The organism is Tenacibaculum singaporense (genome assembly GCF_003867015.1).
Taxonomy (GTDB): domain Bacteria; phylum Bacteroidota; class Bacteroidia; order Flavobacteriales; family Flavobacteriaceae; genus Polaribacter; species Polaribacter singaporensis.
In genome coordinates this window covers 2,897,747-2,916,733 of the sequence record NZ_CP032548.1, presented here as the reverse complement: position 1 = coordinate 2,916,733, position 18,987 = coordinate 2,897,747, and the positions used below count along the sequence as shown (strand labels likewise).

Genomic DNA, 18,987 nt, shown 5'->3' with positions numbered 1-18,987 from the left:
AAATATTATTTTAAAGCATAATTCTCAACATCACTCATACTAGCAGCTACTATCATTTCACTATCAAGTGCATCGAAATGTTTTTTACCACAATCTATTTTACCTTGTTCTTTTGGTCTTAAATCAAATAAACCTGTACTACCTTTAGATTCAACAACAAAAAATAACTTTTCTTCATTATTATCTTTCCAAAGAATAGCCCAATCTGGATTGTATGTACCTAGAGGTGTATCAATCTTGAACCAGTTAGGTAGTTTTGCATAAACAGAAATATTATCGCTATTTTCAAAATCATTTGCTAAAGTAGATTCTATATTAGAATCGTACACAACATAATCGTAAGGTGATTTTGTACTTTCTTTTAAGTTGTTTTTAAGATATCCGAATAACTCTTCATTCTCAAATAACTCTTGACTATAATATTCAGTTTCATCAATTTTCTTGTATTGGATACCATCTATAATATGCATTCTCATTTGCTCATTAATAATATCAATACAGCCTTCAATAAATTTCTGAGGATTTATCTTGAAATATGGTAACCTAGTTGTTCCTGTAAGTATTTCTACTATTGATTTTCTGGTTAATTGTGTTTCATTTTGTAGATAACCAACAATGTCTGGAAGTACTTCTACTTCTTCATATAATGTTTCTGTTCTAACACTATTAGCTTTTATTTCAGCTTCAACACCTCCAATATCAATAGAAAGTGATGCTTTGCTATAATGTAATTTACCTCTAGTAATTTTTAATCTATTATCTAAAGCGTTAATACATTCTTTTACTAAACTAGCAGAATCAAAATCTACAGAAAATGTTGTTTTATATTTTACACGCTCCCAAAGTTCTTTAAACTCTGGACTATCCAAAACACGTTTATTAACTTTAACTCTTTTCTTTTCATCTTTATTTTTAATTTCAAGTTTACCAGCAGCAACTTTTAAATTACTTAATACTTGCTTTAATACATGTTTATTATCTGTAATTTCTTCTGGTAACTTAACTTCATCATTTTTAAGGTCAGTTCTTAATTCATCTTGTACTTTCCCTCTGGCATCAATATACCCTTGAGCCAATAAGTACTTGAATAATTCTTCAGATTTTTGTTGTCCTAAATAAACTGGTGTTTCATCTTCAATAGTTAACACAACATTAGCAAAACTATGAGACTCTAAAATCCCGAAACGAATACCAGTATCTGATTCTACTTCTTTTTGAAAATTATCTACAAATGTTTTATAAGATTCTGTAGCCATTACTGTAAGTGTATTTACTTCGTGACCATAAACACGCTCTCCTTCTTGGTTAACACATAAACGTAATCCTCTTCCTATTTCTTGTCTCCTTTTTATTTCTGAATTACCAGCATCTTTAAGTGTACAAATTTGAAATACATTAGGATTATCCCACCCTTCTTTTAAAGCTGAATGTGAAAAGATAAAGCGTAGTTTAGATTTGAAACTTAACAACATTTCTTTGTCTCGCATAATTAAACTATACGTATCCTCATCTGCTTTTACTTTTCCAGAAGTATCTTTAAAATACTCAAACTTTTCTTTTTTATTACTTGATTTACTCTTTTTATCTATTGAGAAATATCCGTTATGAACAGTCGAAGCGTCTTTTTCATCATCGGTAATTTCTTCAAAAAGACTTACGTATTTTGGCTTGGTAATTAGTTTTAAATACTCTGTCTCAAATATTTCAGCATACTCACCATTTTCTGCATTTCCTTCTTCATCATACACACGGTATTTATTTACTGAATCTATAAAGAACAAACTTAATACTTTAATACCTAGAGGGTTTAAAACTAATTCTTTGTCTAAATGCTCTTCAATGGTTTTACTGATTAATGCCCTTTTAACTTGCTTTTCATCAACAGCTCCAATTGCTTGACCTAAACGAATAACGTCTTCTTTACTAGTAAAATCGATATACTCATTTCCTTCAACAGCGTGAATATCTTTTATAATATACCCTTCGTACTCAATTCTATCAGTCAGTTGCTCTAAATCTTCATTTTGTTTTACTGTATACGTTTTTCTGGTAATGCTTCCATTTTTAAAAGCATCAACTTCAATTTTAGCAACTGGAAAACCTTTACTTACCTTAACACTAATTAAACGAATATAAGCTTGATTATTTACACCTTCTGTTTGTACAGAACCAACCTCAATTTGTTTTACTAATTTTTCTTCATAAGCATCAATAGCATCTAATTTATACATTAGATTAACTTTTTCTTTATGAGTAGCTGAATACCTAACAATTGATAACGGATTTAAACTCTGAACCGCTTTTTTACGAATAGGGGTACTCATAGTACTTTGAGGTTCATCTATAAATACTACTGGATTTGTATTTCTAATTAGGTCTAAAGGTTTGTATCCTAAACTATCATTATATCTGTGTATAATATTGGTTTTATTATCCTTATTAGGGTCTTTAAAGCTTTTAGAAAAAGCATCAATATTTATGACCATAATTTCTAAACCGTCATTAGTAGAAAAATCACGGACTTCATTTAGTTTACTACTATCATAAATAAAGAAGTTATAATTGATATTATCATAATGCTCTTTAAAGTGTTCTTTAGTAATTTCTAACGATTTGTAAACCCCCTCTTTAATAGGAATGGAAGGCACAACAATAATGTGTTTAGAAAACCCATATTTACGATACATCTCCATAATAGAACGTAAATACACGTAGGTTTTACCTGTACCAGTTTCCATTTCAATAGTAAAATCTAAATGATTTCTATTAATTTCTTTACGTTCAGAAGGTTTTAAACCATTAGCTAACTGAATGTTTTGTACATTTTCTAATAGTTTACCTTCACTTAATGTTAAACGGTTTCCATAACCAATACCGTAATCTTCTTGACCTAGTTTAGCTTGTGCATTAATATTATTCTTTTTAGCTAAGAAATCTGGTGAATACACTGTAAAATTAGCCTCACAAACTTCTTGACCTTGAAATATATTTACGATTGCATTTATGGCTTCTTGCTGATAACCTAAATTTTCTTTAAATTTAATTTTCATAGGTTATATACTTTTTATTTCTCCGATGCCAAAACGTTTTAATGTTTGTATAGAATTTGTTTTTTCTACATCGGTAAAACCAGTATCTTTAAAAATAACACGGCATATTTCTGGCTCTAATTCTTCTTTCCATTCTCCAATACCTTCTGCTACTGTATTTGTTAAATTGTCACCTAAACAAATAAATAAGGCTCCAAAACCAACATTAAACACTATTTTACCTTCTATTGTTTTTTCTTCTATTGGTAAGGTTAAGTCTAAACCGTATTTTAAGAGGATTTCGTACAATACATCTTCTTGTGTTCGGTCTTCTTTTATATTACTTACAGCATCCCATAAATTAGCCTCCAACTTATCGGGATTACCATCCCACCCCTTTATATTAGAATTATCTAGTTTAAAAACTTTAAAGCCTAAATCTAACTTTTCCGCTTTTTCTGGATGTTCTTCTGCTATTTTTTTTGCAGCTCTACGGATACGTTCTTTTGATATCTCTGAAACATTATTATATCCAGTTCTAAAACCTTCACTTTTTTTATTAGTAGGTTCTGGTAACTGAATCTGAATAAATTTTCTATGCCCATTATCTTCTAAATTTTTTTGAAATAATGAATCTGCTGTTGTAGATGAACCAGCAAAGAAATCTAAGACCAAATCATTTTTGTCTGTAGATATCGATAAAAAATGTTTTATTAAACCAATAGGTTTAGGCGTATCAAATGGTTTACCATCAAAAAGTTCTACAATTCGCTTAGCAGCTTCTTGGTTGTCTCCAACTTCATTTCTAAAAAGTAATGTAGTTGGAACTCTTCCTTGCTGTACTTCAGATAAAAAACTTTTTTTCGAAGGAACATTATTTCCATCTTCTCCCCACCAAATTCTATTATCTTTATCTAATTCCTCCATTTTTTCTTTAGATGTTCTCCAACATCTACCTTTTGGAGGGTTTACAACTCTTCCACCTGGAGTCGTAATAGGATAATCATAGGCAGCAGAATATGTTTTAACTGAAAGATTTTCAGCTTTCCAATCTCCTCTAGGGTCATTATCTCTATTAGTATATCTAGCATTTTGTTCAGCTGTTCTAGGAAGTAAAATTCTTTCAAATTTATCCTTGTTTTTTGCAAAAACAAGGATATGGTCATGCATATCTGAAAAATATTTAGCGTCATTTCTAGGAGAGTAATTTTTTTGCCAAACCATATTTGATATAAAATTGTCATTTCCAAAAATCTCATTACCAATAGCTCTTAGATTTCCAACCTCAACATCATCTATACTAATAAAAATAATTCCATTATCTTTAAGTAAATTACGTGCTAAACGCAGACGAGGATACATCATATTCAACCAATTAGAATGATAACGCCCATCGCTATCGCTATTGGTACTTATTTTGTTACCTTCCTCGTCTAATTGTCCAGTAATCTCTTGGTAATTTTTAAGATTGTCTTTATAGTTATCTTTATAAACAAAATCTTTCCCTGTATTGTAAGGAGGGTCTATGTAAATCATCTTTACTTTACCAGCGTAAGACTTTTGTAATAGCTTTAATACTTCAAGATTATCTCCTTCTATGTACAAATTTTCAGTAGTATCCCAATTAACACTATCTTCTTTTACTGGTCTTAATGTACCAGTACTTGGTTTATGAGCCTCTCTACGTGCTTTTGCTTTACCAGCCCACGTTAAACGATAATATTCATCCTCTTCTTCAATATCTTCACCTAAAACATCTTGTAGTACTTTAAAATCTATTTTCCCTTCAGTTACAATCTCTGGAAAAAGTTGTTTTAACTTTTCTATATTATCGGCAACTAAATCTTTACTTTGGGTTAAGCTGTCTCCTTGTTGTATTTTATCTATGCTCATATCTGGTATAGTATGCTTTGTAATTTAGTTTAAATAGCTAGTTAAAAAATGGGTTATAATGTCAATTCTATCTTCAGTATCATTACCATTTTCTTGTGCTATTTCTATTCTCTGAATTAGGTTATCTTCGAAGTCGTAAATATACCATCCATCATTTTTAGAAGCAAGCTTCTGATTCTTTTCATTTAAAATAATTAATGCCCCGTATTCTTCAAGAGTAGTTTTAGTTTTAAAGTTTTCATTTTGAAAAACTTCATATAAAAACGGATTCCAATGCCTTCCACTTAATGCATGAGCTGTATTCATCATATACATATCGTATTGATTTTCTTTTTTTCGTGAAGGGTCATTGTACCAATTAAATACACCGCTTTTACCAGCTCTCATATTAGGGTATTTAATAAAATAGTATCTCCAATTTTTTATAGTATTTTCATTATTTCTATAATCATCAATAAGATTAGTTATATATGATTTTAAATCCACATCCTTAGTATCTAAAAGAAGAGATAATACTTCTTTAGTTTTTTCAAAACCTCTTCTTTTTTGAGAAGGTGTAAATAGCTCTCTCCAAGAGGAATCAGTATGATTACCAAATAAAACTCTCCAAGTAACAAATTGTGTATAATCACCTACAGTTAATAATGCTTTACTAATTTCCTTGTAATGAATATCTCCATTAAACAGTTTTATAAAATTAGTTGCTAACATTTGAAATTTTTCTGTGTTATCTAACCCAATAATAGCAATATTACCTTGTAATAGTTTTTGGTCTTCTAAATTATTTAAACAAACCTCTAATTCGGGGTGCTTCTTACGCCATAGAATCTTATCTAATTCTTGTTGTTTTTGCAACTCGTTAAACCCTAAAGAGTTTAATTCTATCTTTTCTTCAAGAATAATATTTTTTACATCTTGCAGTAAACCCGTTAATTTTGTTTCACGAGTTTCATCTTGCGAGTTTAATGCTAAGTTTCTTACTATTCTTAAACGCTTTATAAAAGCTTCAACGCTTATATCATTTCTGTGTATTAAGTACAGCTGAACAGCATACATTAAAAAAGTGTTAATAAAAGAAAATTGTCTTCGTTTTCCAGATGTTTTACCATAATTATGGCAACACATTGAAAATAAATTGACAGTCTCTGTATAAAGTAAAACCTTATTAGGTTCTGGTTCGTTTTTTGAAAATATATTATTAAAAAACTCACCTATATTTTCTGTTTCTCTCCAACTATCAAAAGCATTAAAAAGAAATTGTAAGTTATTTTGAGCATTTGAATTCTGTATTCCGTAAACTTTAGCCGATAAATCAAAATCGTTATTAATGATAGGTATATTTTGTTCGTAACAAATCATTTCTGTTATGAATCTATAAAACCTCATAAACTCTTCATCAATTTCATTATTTTCGCTACGATATTTCCAAAACATATCTATCCAATCGATATCTACCTTTTTAATAAACTCTTCATATTGTGCAAGGGATACTTCTTTGATAGTTTTTTCAAATTCTGCTTTAAAGTGTTCAAAAGGAGTTAAAGGCTTACCTCTAGAGTTCATTTTTATATACAAACTATCTGTAACACCCATTTCTTCTAATGCAAGAAAATAAAAACTTATTGGCATTTCTAAACCTTCGGTGAGCTTTTTCCAAAGATTTGTTTCTTTCTTAAAAGCTTTATGTAAATCGTCTATAACAACTAGCATAGCTTTTACAGTTGGGTCATTTTCCCATGAATACATAAACCAATTCTGGTCTTTTATCCAAGTTGATAATTTTTCTTGTTCAAAATCTGGTGAACAATTAACTAATTTATCACAAAAATGTTGTGAACTGAAACGGGTTTTATAAGTAAAGTTATTTAAGAAAGAATAATCTTCAGTAGCTATATTTTCACTCTTAGCTACATACCAATGAAGTAAAAACAATGTGGTTAAACGTTGTTGACCATCTAACGGTATTAATTTTTCATCTTCGATATTACCGTAAATAAAATCTAGTTTTACAGCATCATCTGCTGAACCTGTTAATGCTTTATATAACACATTAATAAAACGATTTCTGATTCTTGTAACATCGGTGGTATTTCTACCCTGTGCATAGTCTCGTTGAATTATTGGAATTTCTATTCCATTGATAGTCGTTTCGTTTTCTAATTTCTGACCGAATATTTGTTTAAATGTGGTTGGTGTTGAGTTCATTATTTAAGCTTTTTCGGTTTTTAAATAGTTTAATAAATTACCTTTTTCACCTATCATAGAATCTAAATATGCTTCTCGGTCTTTAGCTCCCCAAAATTGTAGTTGATGGTCTTTAGATTCGGTGTAATACTTAAAAAATACTCGTTTTGTACAAATAGGTATATAAGCACCTTCTTTATCCAGTTCAATAATTTTATTACGTTTTACATCAAAAGTAGCGTTATTAAGAGCCGCATTACTTGAAATACTCAATAATGCCATATTGCTTATAGCATCTATATAATCTCTATCTTCTTTTTCTGAAAGAAGATTAAAAACCTTATGGAAAATATCGTCAAATATTGCCTTTGTTATATTTTCTATATTATTATCGATTTCTGTTATTAATAAATTGATACTTTGAGGTTCAGAACTTTTTAAAGCAAGATTTTGAAGTGATGTTTTATGTAAATTAAGCCACTCTTGTTGGTCTTCCTTTTTGTTTAGCCCCATTGATTGTTGAGCATGTATATGTTCTAAACTCCATTTATTACTCTTATGGTTATCAAAAGAATAAAATTGCGAAGTATCTTTTAATAATCTTATTGTTTCAACATTATGTAATAATAAAAAATCTTCTATTTTAGATTTATCTTTAGCCTTCTCGTAAGATAACTCACGAACATCTGAAAGAGTTAAGCTTAATTTTTCTCTTATAGCATCATCTAAACCATTTTCAAATTCTGTTTTGGTTTTACCTTGCGATTCAATTATTATTTCTTGAATAGGTTTCCCTATAGCTACTAAGTAACCCACTTTATGATAAATATCTCGTTTTTCAAACCATTCTTTTAAAGTTAAAAAATAAGAAACTATGTTCTGCCATAATTCAAGACTAGATTTTTCGCTTTTAATTTGGTCTATGAAGTAATAAAAAGTAAAAAACGATTCTTTCTCATTTACTTTTTTATTTGCCATTAAATTAAATATAAGCTCTATTCGTGTAGCAAATAATTTAGGCGATTGATTCGTTAAAAAATACCATAGTTTATTGTTTTGAAGGTCTTTTTCAATACTATCCCAAGTAGTAGATATTTCTAATTGTTTTTCATAAGTAATACCATTATCTTTTGATAAAAATAAGGCTTTGACTAATTCGGCATTGGTAAGAGGTATTTTACCAATATTTAGACGAGTAAATAAATTTGTTGCATTGGTGTTATTATCCACTTCATACCAAATAACCTTAACACGCTCACCAAAATATTTATAAAGATTTATAACTTTTAAATTTTTATCCTCTCCTTCCTCGTTAAACCATTCTTCAATAGCTTTATAAGCATTATAAATATGATAAAAATCTATATTATCGTCTTTGAGTTTTTCATCAATATCCTTTAAAAATGTTGAACTTTTTTTTCTTGTTTCATAAGTCAATGAAAAATTAAGCTCAATAAAAGGCAGCACCTGTTTCATATACTTTAAAATAAGGTACAAAGTAGTGGTTCTTTGTTGCCCATCAATTAGCTCGTAAGTATCATCTTTAAGTTTTTTTACAACTACTGGTTGTAGACTGTAATTTTTATCTCCATTTTTCCAAATATCATTGAGTAACATTGCAACATGCTCTTTTTCCCATCTATAACCTCGTTGATATGCTGGTATATAAAAATCTCCTTTAATTTTATTTATAAGTTTTGGCTCTAACACAGCTTTTTCAATCATTTAGCTTTTTTTAATTAGATTCTAGTCTTTTTTTTAACTCTTTAATTCTATTTTTCTTTTTTTGAATTAATATGTTCAATTTAATTTTTGAATTAAATTGACTCTCTTTCTTTATTTGATTGACTAATGAAGTAATATCTGTTTTTAGTTGCTCTATGTCTGCTAAATATTGCATATCTATTGCAGTGCGAGCTTTAGTTCTTTTTTTATAATTTCCAGTAACACTAGCAATTTGATATTGTACAACTGCTTGTATATAGCTTTTGTATATCATTTCTAAGTTTTTTTTATCTAGTGTATTAAAATCTAAGGATTTAAAAAAAGCTTCACTTTGTTCGTTTTTATAAAGTTTAGAAATTTCTGGGGTGTTGTAATCTTTTACTACTACCAATTTGTTTTTGTCTACGAGATTAATACGTTTTTCTGTTACATTAATAATAAACTGGTTACCGTCTTCAATTATCAAAACTACTTGGTGTGCTATATATTTTTGTATCAATTGCGAACAGCTATCGGCATATTTTTCTAATAGATTATTTGGAATGGTACATGAAATTATTAAAATATTCTCGTAACTGTCTGTTTCTGTTAACACAGCTGGAATATTAGTCTTTTCATAATTAATCTGACCTAATATTTCCATAGACTCAATAGTAGTGCTTAATAACTTTTTTTCAGCACTTGACAAGCTGAAGTTTCTAAGAAAATAAGCTTTGGTTAAACGTTGCTCTACAAGACTACGGTCTGGTATTTTAAATATATTATTAAAAGAATTATTCATTTACTTTATAATTAAATAACTGACTAATTCTAAAGATTCATTATTAGCAATACTTTTATTTAGCAAGTTAACAGCTCCACGAGTAGCTAACATATCTAAACCAACTTCTTCTTGTACTCCAACTATATCTTTTAAAGATGCTTTTAATAGTTTGGTATAAACTTCCATCTTTTTGGTTGCTATAGTTTCTTTCTCAAATTCAGCTACTAAATCGGGTAATATTTTATCATTGCCCATACATAGCTTTCTAAAATAATCTAATGCTATTTTAGTTTGCGAAGCTGTAACCATGTCTTTTCCATCTAGACTAGCATACACTAAGAAATGAGGGTATAGGATATTGTTTTTAAGTTTATCGCTTATATCGTTGCTATTGTCCTTTAAACAAAAAATAACGCCCTCTTTTACGTTTGATAAATTAGATTTCACAATAGCATAAGATGCTCGTGGAATTTCATTTAACGCCTCTATTTGTGCATCACTACTTTTTTCTAAATCTATTTTAAAATCGTTAAAAGTCATATCGGTAATAGAAATATTCCCATTAATATCCTCTAAATCTAATACTTGGTCTTGTAATTGTTTTAATTGTCGCTTTCGATAATCTAAATCTTGCATTTCACGACTGTTTCTAGAAATTACATTGTCTTCTCCAGTTGCAGAAACATCTAGCATTACCATACGCCCCTTTACTTTTGCTACCAAATCGATAAAACTATCAAGCTCCATACTTGGAAAAAAATTAACCAATTGAATTTGTTCATTAATAGAGCCTATTCGGTCTATACGTCCAAAACGTTGAATGATACGTACTGGATTCCAATGGATATCATAGTTTACTAAATAATCACAATCTTGTAAGTTTTGACCTTCTGAAATACAATCTGTACAGAATAAAATATCTATTTCTGATGTTGCATCTGGATAAATATCTTTTCGTTTCTTAGATAATGGCGAAAAATGCGTTAATATAGAGTTAAGGTCATTTTTGCAATTTTTCATATTGGTTTTATTCTGACCAGAACCAGTTACTAATGCAGCATTTAAGCCTTTTTCATTTTTAAGCCAATCGCTTAACTCATTGTACATGTAATTTGCTGTATCTGCAAAGGCAGTAAATACAATTACTTTTTTATTATTACCGTTAAGTGGGTTTTCTAATTTACCTTTAATTAAGCCTTTCAATTTTAACAGCTTTGCATCACGTTTTACATCAATAAGCTTAATACTTGCTAGTAAGTTTGTTAAAATACTTTTATCGTGCTTTAAATCTTGTTTCCAGCGTATACCATCAATATCTTGAATAAGAACTTTTGTCTTACCTCCAATAAGTAAATCCTCTAAATCAGTATCATCAATGTCAATATCGGTTATATTGGTATCTAAATCAATATCTCCATTTTTATGTTCCTCTAACTGTTTTAAGTTAGAATTAATCAAACCAATAAGCTTCTCTACTGTAAGTTTAAATGAATGTATAGAGCTTTCTAAACGTTTTAATAGGTTTACACGCATTAAGTATATTAAACTCTGTTCTCTATCTACCTGTTTAAATACACTACCTGTATGCGTTTGCATATCATATTTTTCTTCGTAAAACTCACGTTTATGAGGCATTACATAACCTAACGGTGTATAAGATGCTAGTGTTAGTGTGCTAATTTCATCGTAAATCTGACCAATATCTTTAAATTGATTTTTAGTATCAATTTCTGGGTATATAGTAATAGGTGCTAGACGATTTGGAAACTTACCAATATCTGTAGTATCATAATATTTATCAATATGTTTTCTAGACCTTGCAATAGTTAACATATCTAGTATTCTAAAATACGTACCATCAAGGTGTTGCATTAGTTCATTTACATCCAATTCATCTGGGTCACCATCTCTAAACCAATTGGTAAATCTACGCTGAGAATCTCTCATTACTTGAGTAATACTATTAATCCCTTGTGAGGCAAAAGCAGCATCATCTCCCTCAGTAATAAAAGCAATTTGGTTTTTTAAATCGTTCATTTTATTGTTAACAGGGGTTGCAGATAGCATTAAAACTTTAGTTCGGATATTTGCCTTAATAACATCTTGCATTAATCGCTTATAACGAGTCATTCCTTTTTTGGTAGGATTGTTTCTAAAATTATGAGACTCGTCAATCACTACTAAATCATAATTTCCCCAGTTGATAGTTTCTAAATCTATATCTCCAGATTTTCCACGTACTCTTGATAAATCTGTATGATTAAGAACATTAAAATTAAGTCTGTCTTCCGCTAGAATATTTCTTTTATCATTTAAAGTATAAACCGTCCAGTTTTCTCTAAGTTTTTTAGGTGCTAAAACTAATATTCTACTATTTCTTAATTGATAGTATTTTATTACACCTAATGCTTCAAAGGTTTTACCCAAACCGACACTATCCGCTATAATACAACCACCGTAAGCTTCTATTTTTTCAATTGCACCAATTACAGCATCCTTTTGAAAATTGTACAATAGACTCCATATTTTAGAATCTTTAAAACCTACTTTTTCAAGTTTTTCATCTGCTCTTTCATTTACCGTAGAATAGTTGAATATTTCACGGATACAATATTTGTAAATAGCTTCACCTGTGAAGTTAGAAGTACCCTTTTCAAGTTCTTCAACTACCATATCGTTTAAAGATTGGTTGCTGTTTTCCCATGAACTTTTAAATAACGTTAAATACGTATTATTTGTATCCTCAAAAGAGTTTATTAGAACAGGAGACTCAGAAGGTAAAATACCTAAACTAACAGAATCTAAATTTAATGGTGTTAATGTAAAACATGTTGAACTATCCTCATTTTCAATTATGAGTATATTCTGATTTGCAGTACTTCCTTTTCTAAACTGGATTTTATCTTCAATTAAACCAATAACTTGATTTATTTTATACTTTCTATCTAGTCCTAAGTTTAGTTTTTGCTCAGCATCATTATGTATAAATTTGAAGTCTCCTTCAGTTTTGAGGTCTAATAGTATATTTACTTGACTAGATTTTTTTAATATTTCAATTAATTCAAAAACAGCAAAGGCAGTAAAAAAGTTACAGCTTATATAGACTTTAGATTTTTCATTAATTAAATTTTTAACCTCATCGATTAATAAGGTGTCTTGGTTGTTGATTAATTTCATTTAGCAGCTTTTTTGTTATCAATAAGTAAATCTTTCACGCTAATGTTTAAAAGTTCTGCTATTTGAAATAATACTTCAACACGAGGTTGTCTTCGATTAGCCGCATAACTATTAACCATATTATAACTTTTACCAAGTCTTTCAGCTAGTAAAGATTGCTTTATACCTTTTTCATGTAATACTTCTTTAATACGATTCATATTGGTAAAAATTTAAAAAATAAATATAGAATTATTATCTCATAAAATGATATGTTTTTTTTGAGAAAACGGTCTTTTTAATTGCAGCTGCATATTTATAATAAAATAATATTATGAATCAGAAAACGTATTTAAAATTTAGTGAGGTGCTTGAAATTACAGGTATCAGCGAACGTACTTTTCGTTACCGAATAAAAGAACTTAAAACCAAGTATAAAAACAATCCAGAATTACTACACAAAAAGCAGCATAGTTGGAAGATTCATCAATCTATTTTGTTTGAATTTAATCCTAAGTACAACATAACAAAAACTAAAAAGAATTAAACATATGGAATATAAGGTTACAAACATAGACATTGCTAAAAATCCACTAATAAAAGAATTATTAATAACCTATGTTAAAGCAAGATATGAAGAAGAAGCTATAATAAATGATGACATTTTACAGCAAGAATTTGATTGTTTAGTAAAAAACAATCAATTAGAAGATTTATTACTAGCTGAATATATAGTTACTTCTCTCCAATATTAAAACAACATAAGCTGTACACGTTTATATACATTTTTCAATTTACATTTTTTTAACACCTACCTATGTACAGCTTGGAGGGGAGACCTCTCTTAGAGCCCCCTCCCTGGGTGGGTTATTATAACCATATAATGTTCTAAATGTACTTTTTAGGATTTTGAATCTCACCTATTCGCTAACATGCAATTTTATAATTAAAGCGTTAAATACTAAATAAGGATTGTTTTATTGTACTCACCTTAAAGAGAAAGAAAAAATTTCAAGTAAAATTCTATATTCATAAATAAGAACATGCAATTCATCATAAAAATGTATGTTATATTGCGTTTTATAAATTGATTTATGGCAAAGAAAAAAGCATACAAAAAATATAGAACCTTACATTTACCGAAAGCAATTGTAGATAATTTGCTTTTAAAACTTCATCTTGGTTTTGCTGATTTTGATTATAAACCAGAAATATTTTTAATCATTTTAAATGAAATAATCTCAAAAAGCTCCATCTTTAAAAAGATGGAAAATTATTCGTATAAATTTATTCCTTTATACTCAAAGTACCTAAAAGCTAAATATGGAAATTCTTATCCTAATTATATTAGATTTCTTGTAAACCAAGGTATTATATGGAACGATAATTATTACAAAAACAAAGCAACTTACTATTATTTATTTGACACTAATAAATATCTTAAAGACTATAATAAATTATTATCTATTCATAATATAATTGTTGAAGATATTAACCCTCCCTATTGTTTCACAATAACAGAACAAAATCTCTCTGAAAGCACTGAAATTATTACAGATTTAAACAATCAAAAAAATAGGATTTCAACTATTTGGTATGAAATAAAAATTTTAATTACTTCAAAAAACAAAAAGTATTTAACTAGTAGTTATAATGATGATTCGACCTTCATTAATAATGCCCCAAAGCATATAAAAAAAATGGGGAGTCATTTTCGAAATAACTTTAGAATAGATGCTGAAAAAGCAATTACATTTTCTATTACTCAATACTTTGAAAATATAGAGAAAGCTGAAAGTGAAGAAGAAAAATTAAAAGCATATAATAAATATACATCAAGAGTTACCTCAATTAAAGCAATTGAAGGAGGTAAAAATTTAAAATCGATTTACTTTAAACGAAGTAAAACAAACGGAAGAATAGATACCAATTTAACAAATTTAAGCAGTGATTTACGTCAATTTATTGTTGGATATGAAGACATGGTGTATTTAGACTTAAAAAATTCTCAACCTGTTTTATTCAATATTATATTAAAAGAACATCTAATTAACGCTACGGGAAATTTAAAGAAAGAAATAAGTAAATATTTTGAATACACCACTAAAGGAGTTTGGTATGAGCATCTACAAGAACTATACAATACAACTAGAAAAGAATCTAAAGATTTATGGATGAAGATTGCTTATTCTAAAAATAAGAGTTATTTAGAAGATAAAAAGATTTTTAAAGAGGTATATCCCAATATTTATAAAATTATCTCGTCTTACAAAATTAAAAATCATGCTGATTTTGCTATCATGCTTCAGCAAATCGAATCAAATATTTTTATTAATTTGATTAGCAGAAAATTAGTAGAAGAAAATATTATTCCTTTCACTATTCACGATGCTGTAATAGTAAAAAAAGAACATAAAAAAACCACTCTTAAAATAATGGAATCTGTTTTTAAAGATGCTTTGGGTGAATTGCCTAGTATTAAGGAGGAGTGATATTATAAAAAATCAATATTTTTTTCGATATTTAATTATTAAATAAAAAAGTTAATGCTAGGCATATACTGTAGAACATCCAAGAACAGAAAAGATAAATACACTATAGACGACCAACGTGATGGTGGAATAAATTGTGCTAAAGAATTAGGCTTAAAATACCGAATGTATGTAGATGATGGGATTAGTGGAACTCTAGATGAAAGTGTAAGAGATGGGTTATCTGATTTATTTAGAGATATTAGAAAAGAAGAAATAACACACGTTTATTGTATTGACCAGTCTAGAATTGAGAGAAATTCAAGAACATGGGATTTTTTTGTTGCGGAATGTTTAAACAAAAAAATTAAATACTATCCTGGAGGTTCTTTTTTTGACTTAGACAATCCTACTAATAAAATGTTAGCAAGTTTAATGTCAGTCGTTAATGCTTATTATGCAGAAATAACGTCAAAAAAAGTACGGTTAGCTAATGCAAGAAAAGCAAAGGAGGGAAAAACACATGGTATTAAACCTTATGGATATAAAAAATCTAGTAATAATGATTATGTAGTTGATGAAGAAGAAGCTGTCCATGTTAGGAGAATGTTTCAATTATCTTTAGAAGGTAAAGGAGCATATACTATAGCTAATATTTTTAATGACGAAGGAATCCCTACAAAGTATAGTAGAAATTTTAAAGGAGAAATTACGAGAAAAGATTCATATACGGGTATTACAACTATTCATGACAAGAGTTCAATTAAATGGAGAGGAAATGTAATAAGTGATATTCTCAGAAATAAAATATACAAAGGAATAAGAGAATGGAATCGTTATGAAGATAATATTGAGAATGTGAATGGTAAATCTGTGAAATCAAAAGTTAAAGCTGAGCTAATTATTTCTCAAGTACCTAATATTGTTGAACCAGAATTATGGGAAAAAGTTCAAGATAATTTAGCCTTAAACAAAAAAAATGTAGGTAAAAAGGAAAAATATAGATATTTACTAAATGGTTTGATATACTGTAAACATTGTGGTTCGGAGTTTAGAGGAAAAAAAAGGTTAAAAGGAAATGATAATGCCTATAAATGTAAAGGAGTAAGAAAACCGAATAAAATATGTGAAAAAAGTAGAGGAATAAATTTACCAAAACTTGAAACATTCATAATAAAACATCTTTTTGATTCAAAAGAATTGAAAAATATTTTAGTTAATATACCTAGCAAAGAAAGTAAGAATGATAAGTTAAAGAAAGAACTCTTAAATCATAGGGAAAAGGAAAAACAAATTAATAAAAGAATAAAAAGAGCTTATAAACTATTATTAGAAGATGACTTTAGAAGCGATGACACCATTAAAAATGATTTAATTACTTCTAAAAAAAAATTGATTAATATTAGAGAAAATATAGGTTTAATTGAACAGAAAATTCATGAAAATGAGAATAATTCCAGAGCTAAAAGAGCAAAATCGATTATCGAATTATTTACTTTAGAAAATGATTTCGAATCAATAAAGCTTGCGATTCATAGAATGGTAGATAAGATAATTATTTCACATGAAAGGGAAAATAAAACTGGGAATTACAAAATAGAAATACATTACAAAGATTATGATGAATATTCAGTATTCTTAACTGATTACAAGGCTATTATTTGGGATTGGACTGTTTTATTTAGAACAGCTGCTTTTAATAAAGAACAATTAAAAGAAGATTATGAAACGCTTGATGGACTTTTTGATTTATTTTCAATAGAGGATAAGGATATTAAAAAATTAATTGAAGAAGTAAAAAAAACTGACATTTTATACGAAGATGCGAAAGAAGATATTTTAGAATCGATTACAGGTGAATTTCAAGGGTTTAAACAATTGATTTTTATGAACTCTAAGATAGAGTTAAATAAAAATGAACTAATAAATTTTGAAACACTACCTTAATTACCCGTAACTACATATTAATTCTTTTGGAAGCAGAGCCTTTTAAAGGATCAGAAACATGCTTTAATGTTCTTGGTTGATGAGGGATTTCAAAAAAAACTTGTTTGAAATGATGTATAGCATGTTGGTAATTATCTGCTTTATCTTTTGGTTGTAAAACAGCTTCTAATCCACCATGATTTTGATAGATGTTTTTTAACGATTGAATAAAAAACTTAAAATCATCTGCATTAAATGTTCTGTGTACAAATCCGTCAAAATTAGCTAAATCTTCTTCAGAATGATTGAGAACAAAATCATAAGGAGAATTCCCCATTAAATCAATCATTTTATGGGAGTTGTTAATAATCATTTTACGATTTCCCCAAGCAATAGTTGCAGCTAAAAAGCCAGCGATTTCAATATCTTCTTTTACCGAAAATTGGTGTGGAATTTGAATAGGGTCACTATCAATAAAATCTGGATTGTTGTATTGTATTACTTTTTCGTCTAAAAACTCTTTAAGCTCCTTTTTGTTCATTTTATGCTAAATCTCCTGCAAAACTAAGCAAAACAAAGAAAGCATTATAGCAAGCGTGTAATAAGATACTCCATTCGAGTCCAAAACGAACTCTAATAAATCCTAAATAACCACCTAAAATAGTTTGCGGAGCCACTAGTATTGGAGCTAATAAAAGTACATTAGTAGTAATAGTAAAGTTAGTTAAATGTACTAAACCAAAAAGTAGTGCAAACACATAAAAGGCTATTTTGAAGTTTTTCTTCCCATGAAATAAGGTGATTGGTGCTCTAAAAAACAGTTCTTCAAGCAAAGGGGCTAAAATAATGGTAAGAAAAGCAATAAACCATTTGGTATGAGCTTTTAGTAAATCTTCTACAGCGTGTTCATTCATGTTGATCAAACCTAACTCTTCAACAAGAAGAAAAAGGGGAGATAATATAGCTCCTGTAATAATACTTATAAAAAGGAGGTGAAAGAATTTTTGAAAACGATACGAAATGTTTTGATTGGTATCTTTTTCTAAAACGGGATTTTTTAAATAGGTAACAAGTTCTTGAAAAGTTTCTTTCATGGAAATGATTTATTAATTAGTAGCTAGAAACTTTAAATAGTTACACTATTCAACAATAATTCCGTCTTTCATTATAAGTGTTCTATCAGCCATTTGCGCTAATTCTTTGTTGTGTGTTACTAGCACAAAGGTTTGCCCAAACTCATCACGTAGTTTAAAAAATAACTCGTGTAAATTTTTAGCAGAAGTAGAGTCGAGGTTTCCTGAAGGTTCATCAGCAAAAATAACAGAAGGTTCGTTAATTAAAGCTCTAGCAACAGCAACACGTTGTTGCTCTCCTCCAGAAAGCTCGTTAGGTTTATGATTTTCTCTGTGTGATAAGCCTAAGAAGTTTAAAAGTTCTTTAGCTCTTTTTTCAGTTTCTGTTTTTCCTTTTCCTCCTATAAAAGCAGGAATACAAACATTTTCTAAGGCAGTAAATTCTGGTAATAACTGATGAAATTGAAAAATGAATCCGATGTGTTTATTTCGGAAAGCGGAAACTTTTGTGTCGTTTAAATCTTTGATAGAAACGCCATCAACTAATAATTCGTAGCTCTGATTTTTTAATGGTTTATCTAGGGTTCCTAAAATTTGTAGTAAGGTTGTTTTTCCTGCTCCTGAAGGACCAACAATAGCAACTATTTCTCCTTTTTTTATATGAAGATCAACGCCTTTTAATATTTCTACCTCTCCGTAATGTTTGTGGATGTTTTTAGCAACAATCATAGTGTTATTTTCTAAGTAACGAATGTATAAAAAAGAAA

General features: G+C 28.6%; 13 protein-coding genes and 1 pseudogene. 4 read left to right on the top strand and 10 right to left on the bottom strand.

Annotation, left to right across the window (positions count from 1 at the left end):
• Window positions 1-5: 5 nt before the first annotated feature.
• Genes D6T69_RS12930 through D6T69_RS12900 form a run of 7 tightly spaced genes read right to left on the bottom strand, consistent with a single transcriptional unit; the run spans window position 6 to window position 12,971 of the window.
• Window positions 6-3,050, bottom strand: a complete 3,045-nt coding sequence (locus D6T69_RS12930) for a type III restriction-modification system endonuclease (protein WP_125068144.1) — start codon at window positions 3,048-3,050, stop codon at window positions 6-8.
• A 3-nt stretch (window positions 3,051-3,053) separates the two neighbouring features.
• The gene (locus D6T69_RS12925) at window positions 3,054-4,922 is read right to left on the bottom strand and encodes a site-specific DNA-methyltransferase (protein ID WP_125068142.1); all 1,869 of its coding nucleotides are present in this window, start codon (window positions 4,920-4,922) and stop codon (window positions 3,054-3,056) included.
• Between the two features lie 24 nt (window positions 4,923-4,946).
• Window positions 4,947-7,127 (bottom strand): DUF262 domain-containing protein, encoded by a 2,181-nt coding sequence (locus tag D6T69_RS12920; RefSeq protein ID WP_125068140.1) that lies wholly within the window; start codon window positions 7,125-7,127, stop codon window positions 4,947-4,949.
• 3 nt (window positions 7,128-7,130) lie between these two features.
• Complete coding sequence (locus D6T69_RS12915; protein ID WP_125068138.1) at window positions 7,131-8,831, bottom strand: DUF262 domain-containing protein; 1,701 nt, start codon at window positions 8,829-8,831, stop codon at window positions 7,131-7,133.
• Window positions 8,832-8,841: 10 nt separating this feature from the next.
• Window positions 8,842-9,612 (bottom strand): DUF4391 domain-containing protein, encoded by a 771-nt coding sequence (locus D6T69_RS12910; protein ID WP_125068136.1) that lies wholly within the window; start codon window positions 9,610-9,612, stop codon window positions 8,842-8,844.
• Complete coding sequence (locus D6T69_RS12905) at window positions 9,613-12,771, bottom strand: helicase-related protein (RefSeq protein WP_125068134.1); 3,159 nt, start codon at window positions 12,769-12,771, stop codon at window positions 9,613-9,615.
• Window positions 12,768-12,971 (bottom strand): helix-turn-helix transcriptional regulator, encoded by a 204-nt coding sequence (locus D6T69_RS12900; RefSeq protein WP_206197819.1) that lies wholly within the window; start codon window positions 12,969-12,971, stop codon window positions 12,768-12,770. The genes D6T69_RS12905 and D6T69_RS12900 overlap by 4 nt, the downstream gene beginning before the upstream one ends.
• Window positions 12,972-13,084: 113 nt before the next feature.
• Here D6T69_RS12900 and D6T69_RS12895 point away from each other — a divergent pair, with 113 nt between their 5' ends.
• The 4 genes from D6T69_RS12895 (at window position 13,085) to D6T69_RS12880 (ending at window position 17,168) form a co-directional block, all read left to right on the top strand.
• Window positions 13,085-13,297, top strand: a complete 213-nt coding sequence (locus D6T69_RS12895; RefSeq protein WP_125068131.1) for a hypothetical protein — start codon at window positions 13,085-13,087, stop codon at window positions 13,295-13,297.
• Between the two features lie 4 nt (window positions 13,298-13,301).
• Window positions 13,302-13,505, top strand: a complete 204-nt coding sequence (locus D6T69_RS12890) for a hypothetical protein (RefSeq protein ID WP_125068130.1) — start codon at window positions 13,302-13,304, stop codon at window positions 13,503-13,505.
• 339 nt (window positions 13,506-13,844) lie between these two features.
• On the top strand, window positions 13,845-15,242 hold the full coding sequence (locus D6T69_RS12885) for a hypothetical protein (RefSeq protein WP_125068128.1): 1,398 nt from the start codon (window positions 13,845-13,847) through the stop codon (window positions 15,240-15,242).
• 54 nt (window positions 15,243-15,296) lie between these two features.
• Entirely contained in the window at window positions 15,297-17,168 is a 1,872-nt protein-coding gene (locus D6T69_RS12880) for a recombinase family protein (RefSeq protein ID WP_125068126.1), read from the top strand.
• A gap of 13 nt (window positions 17,169-17,181) precedes the next feature.
• On the opposite strand, the pseudogene D6T69_RS12875 reads toward D6T69_RS12880, so the two are convergent.
• The 3 genes and pseudogenes from D6T69_RS12875 to D6T69_RS12865 form a co-directional block, all read right to left on the bottom strand.
• Window positions 17,182-17,688: pseudogene (locus D6T69_RS12875) on the bottom strand (DUF2400 domain-containing protein); the annotation flags it as partial.
• A 1-nt stretch (window position 17,689) separates the two neighbouring features.
• Window positions 17,690-18,241, bottom strand: a complete 552-nt coding sequence (locus tag D6T69_RS12870) for a CPBP family intramembrane glutamic endopeptidase (RefSeq protein WP_125068122.1) — start codon at window positions 18,239-18,241, stop codon at window positions 17,690-17,692.
• Between the two features lie 45 nt (window positions 18,242-18,286).
• Entirely contained in the window at window positions 18,287-18,949 is a 663-nt protein-coding gene (locus tag D6T69_RS12865; protein WP_125068120.1) for an ABC transporter ATP-binding protein, read from the bottom strand.
• Window positions 18,950-18,987 lie beyond the last annotated feature (38 nt).

Bases quoted from the DNA above. Each gene is read 5' to 3' on its own strand.
- D6T69_RS12905 (WP_125068134.1), bottom strand. From the start codon at position 12,771: ATGAAATTAATCAACAACCAAGACACCTTATTAATCGATGAGGTTAAA.
- D6T69_RS12925 (WP_125068142.1), bottom strand. From the start codon at position 4,922: ATGAGCATAGATAAAATACAACAAGGAGACAGCTTAACCCAAAGTAAA.
- D6T69_RS12870 (WP_125068122.1), bottom strand. From the start codon at position 18,241: ATGAAAGAAACTTTTCAAGAACTTGTTACCTATTTAAAAAATCCCGTT.
- D6T69_RS12885 (WP_125068128.1), top strand. From the start codon at position 13,845: ATGGCAAAGAAAAAAGCATACAAAAAATATAGAACCTTACATTTACCG.
- D6T69_RS12910 (WP_125068136.1), bottom strand. From the start codon at position 9,612: ATGAATAATTCTTTTAATAATATATTTAAAATACCAGACCGTAGTCTT.
- D6T69_RS12865 (WP_125068120.1), bottom strand. From the start codon at position 18,949: ATGATTGTTGCTAAAAACATCCACAAACATTACGGAGAGGTAGAAATA.
- D6T69_RS12900 (WP_206197819.1), bottom strand. From the start codon at position 12,971: ATGAATCGTATTAAAGAAGTATTACATGAAAAAGGTATAAAGCAATCT.
- D6T69_RS12930 (WP_125068144.1), bottom strand. From the start codon at position 3,050: ATGAAAATTAAATTTAAAGAAAATTTAGGTTATCAGCAAGAAGCCATA.
- D6T69_RS12890 (WP_125068130.1), top strand. From the start codon at position 13,302: ATGGAATATAAGGTTACAAACATAGACATTGCTAAAAATCCACTAATA.
- D6T69_RS12880 (WP_125068126.1), top strand. From the start codon at position 15,297: ATGCTAGGCATATACTGTAGAACATCCAAGAACAGAAAAGATAAATAC.
- D6T69_RS12895 (WP_125068131.1), top strand. From the start codon at position 13,085: ATGAATCAGAAAACGTATTTAAAATTTAGTGAGGTGCTTGAAATTACA.
- D6T69_RS12915 (WP_125068138.1), bottom strand. From the start codon at position 8,831: ATGATTGAAAAAGCTGTGTTAGAGCCAAAACTTATAAATAAAATTAAA.
- D6T69_RS12920 (WP_125068140.1), bottom strand. From the start codon at position 7,127: ATGAACTCAACACCAACCACATTTAAACAAATATTCGGTCAGAAATTA.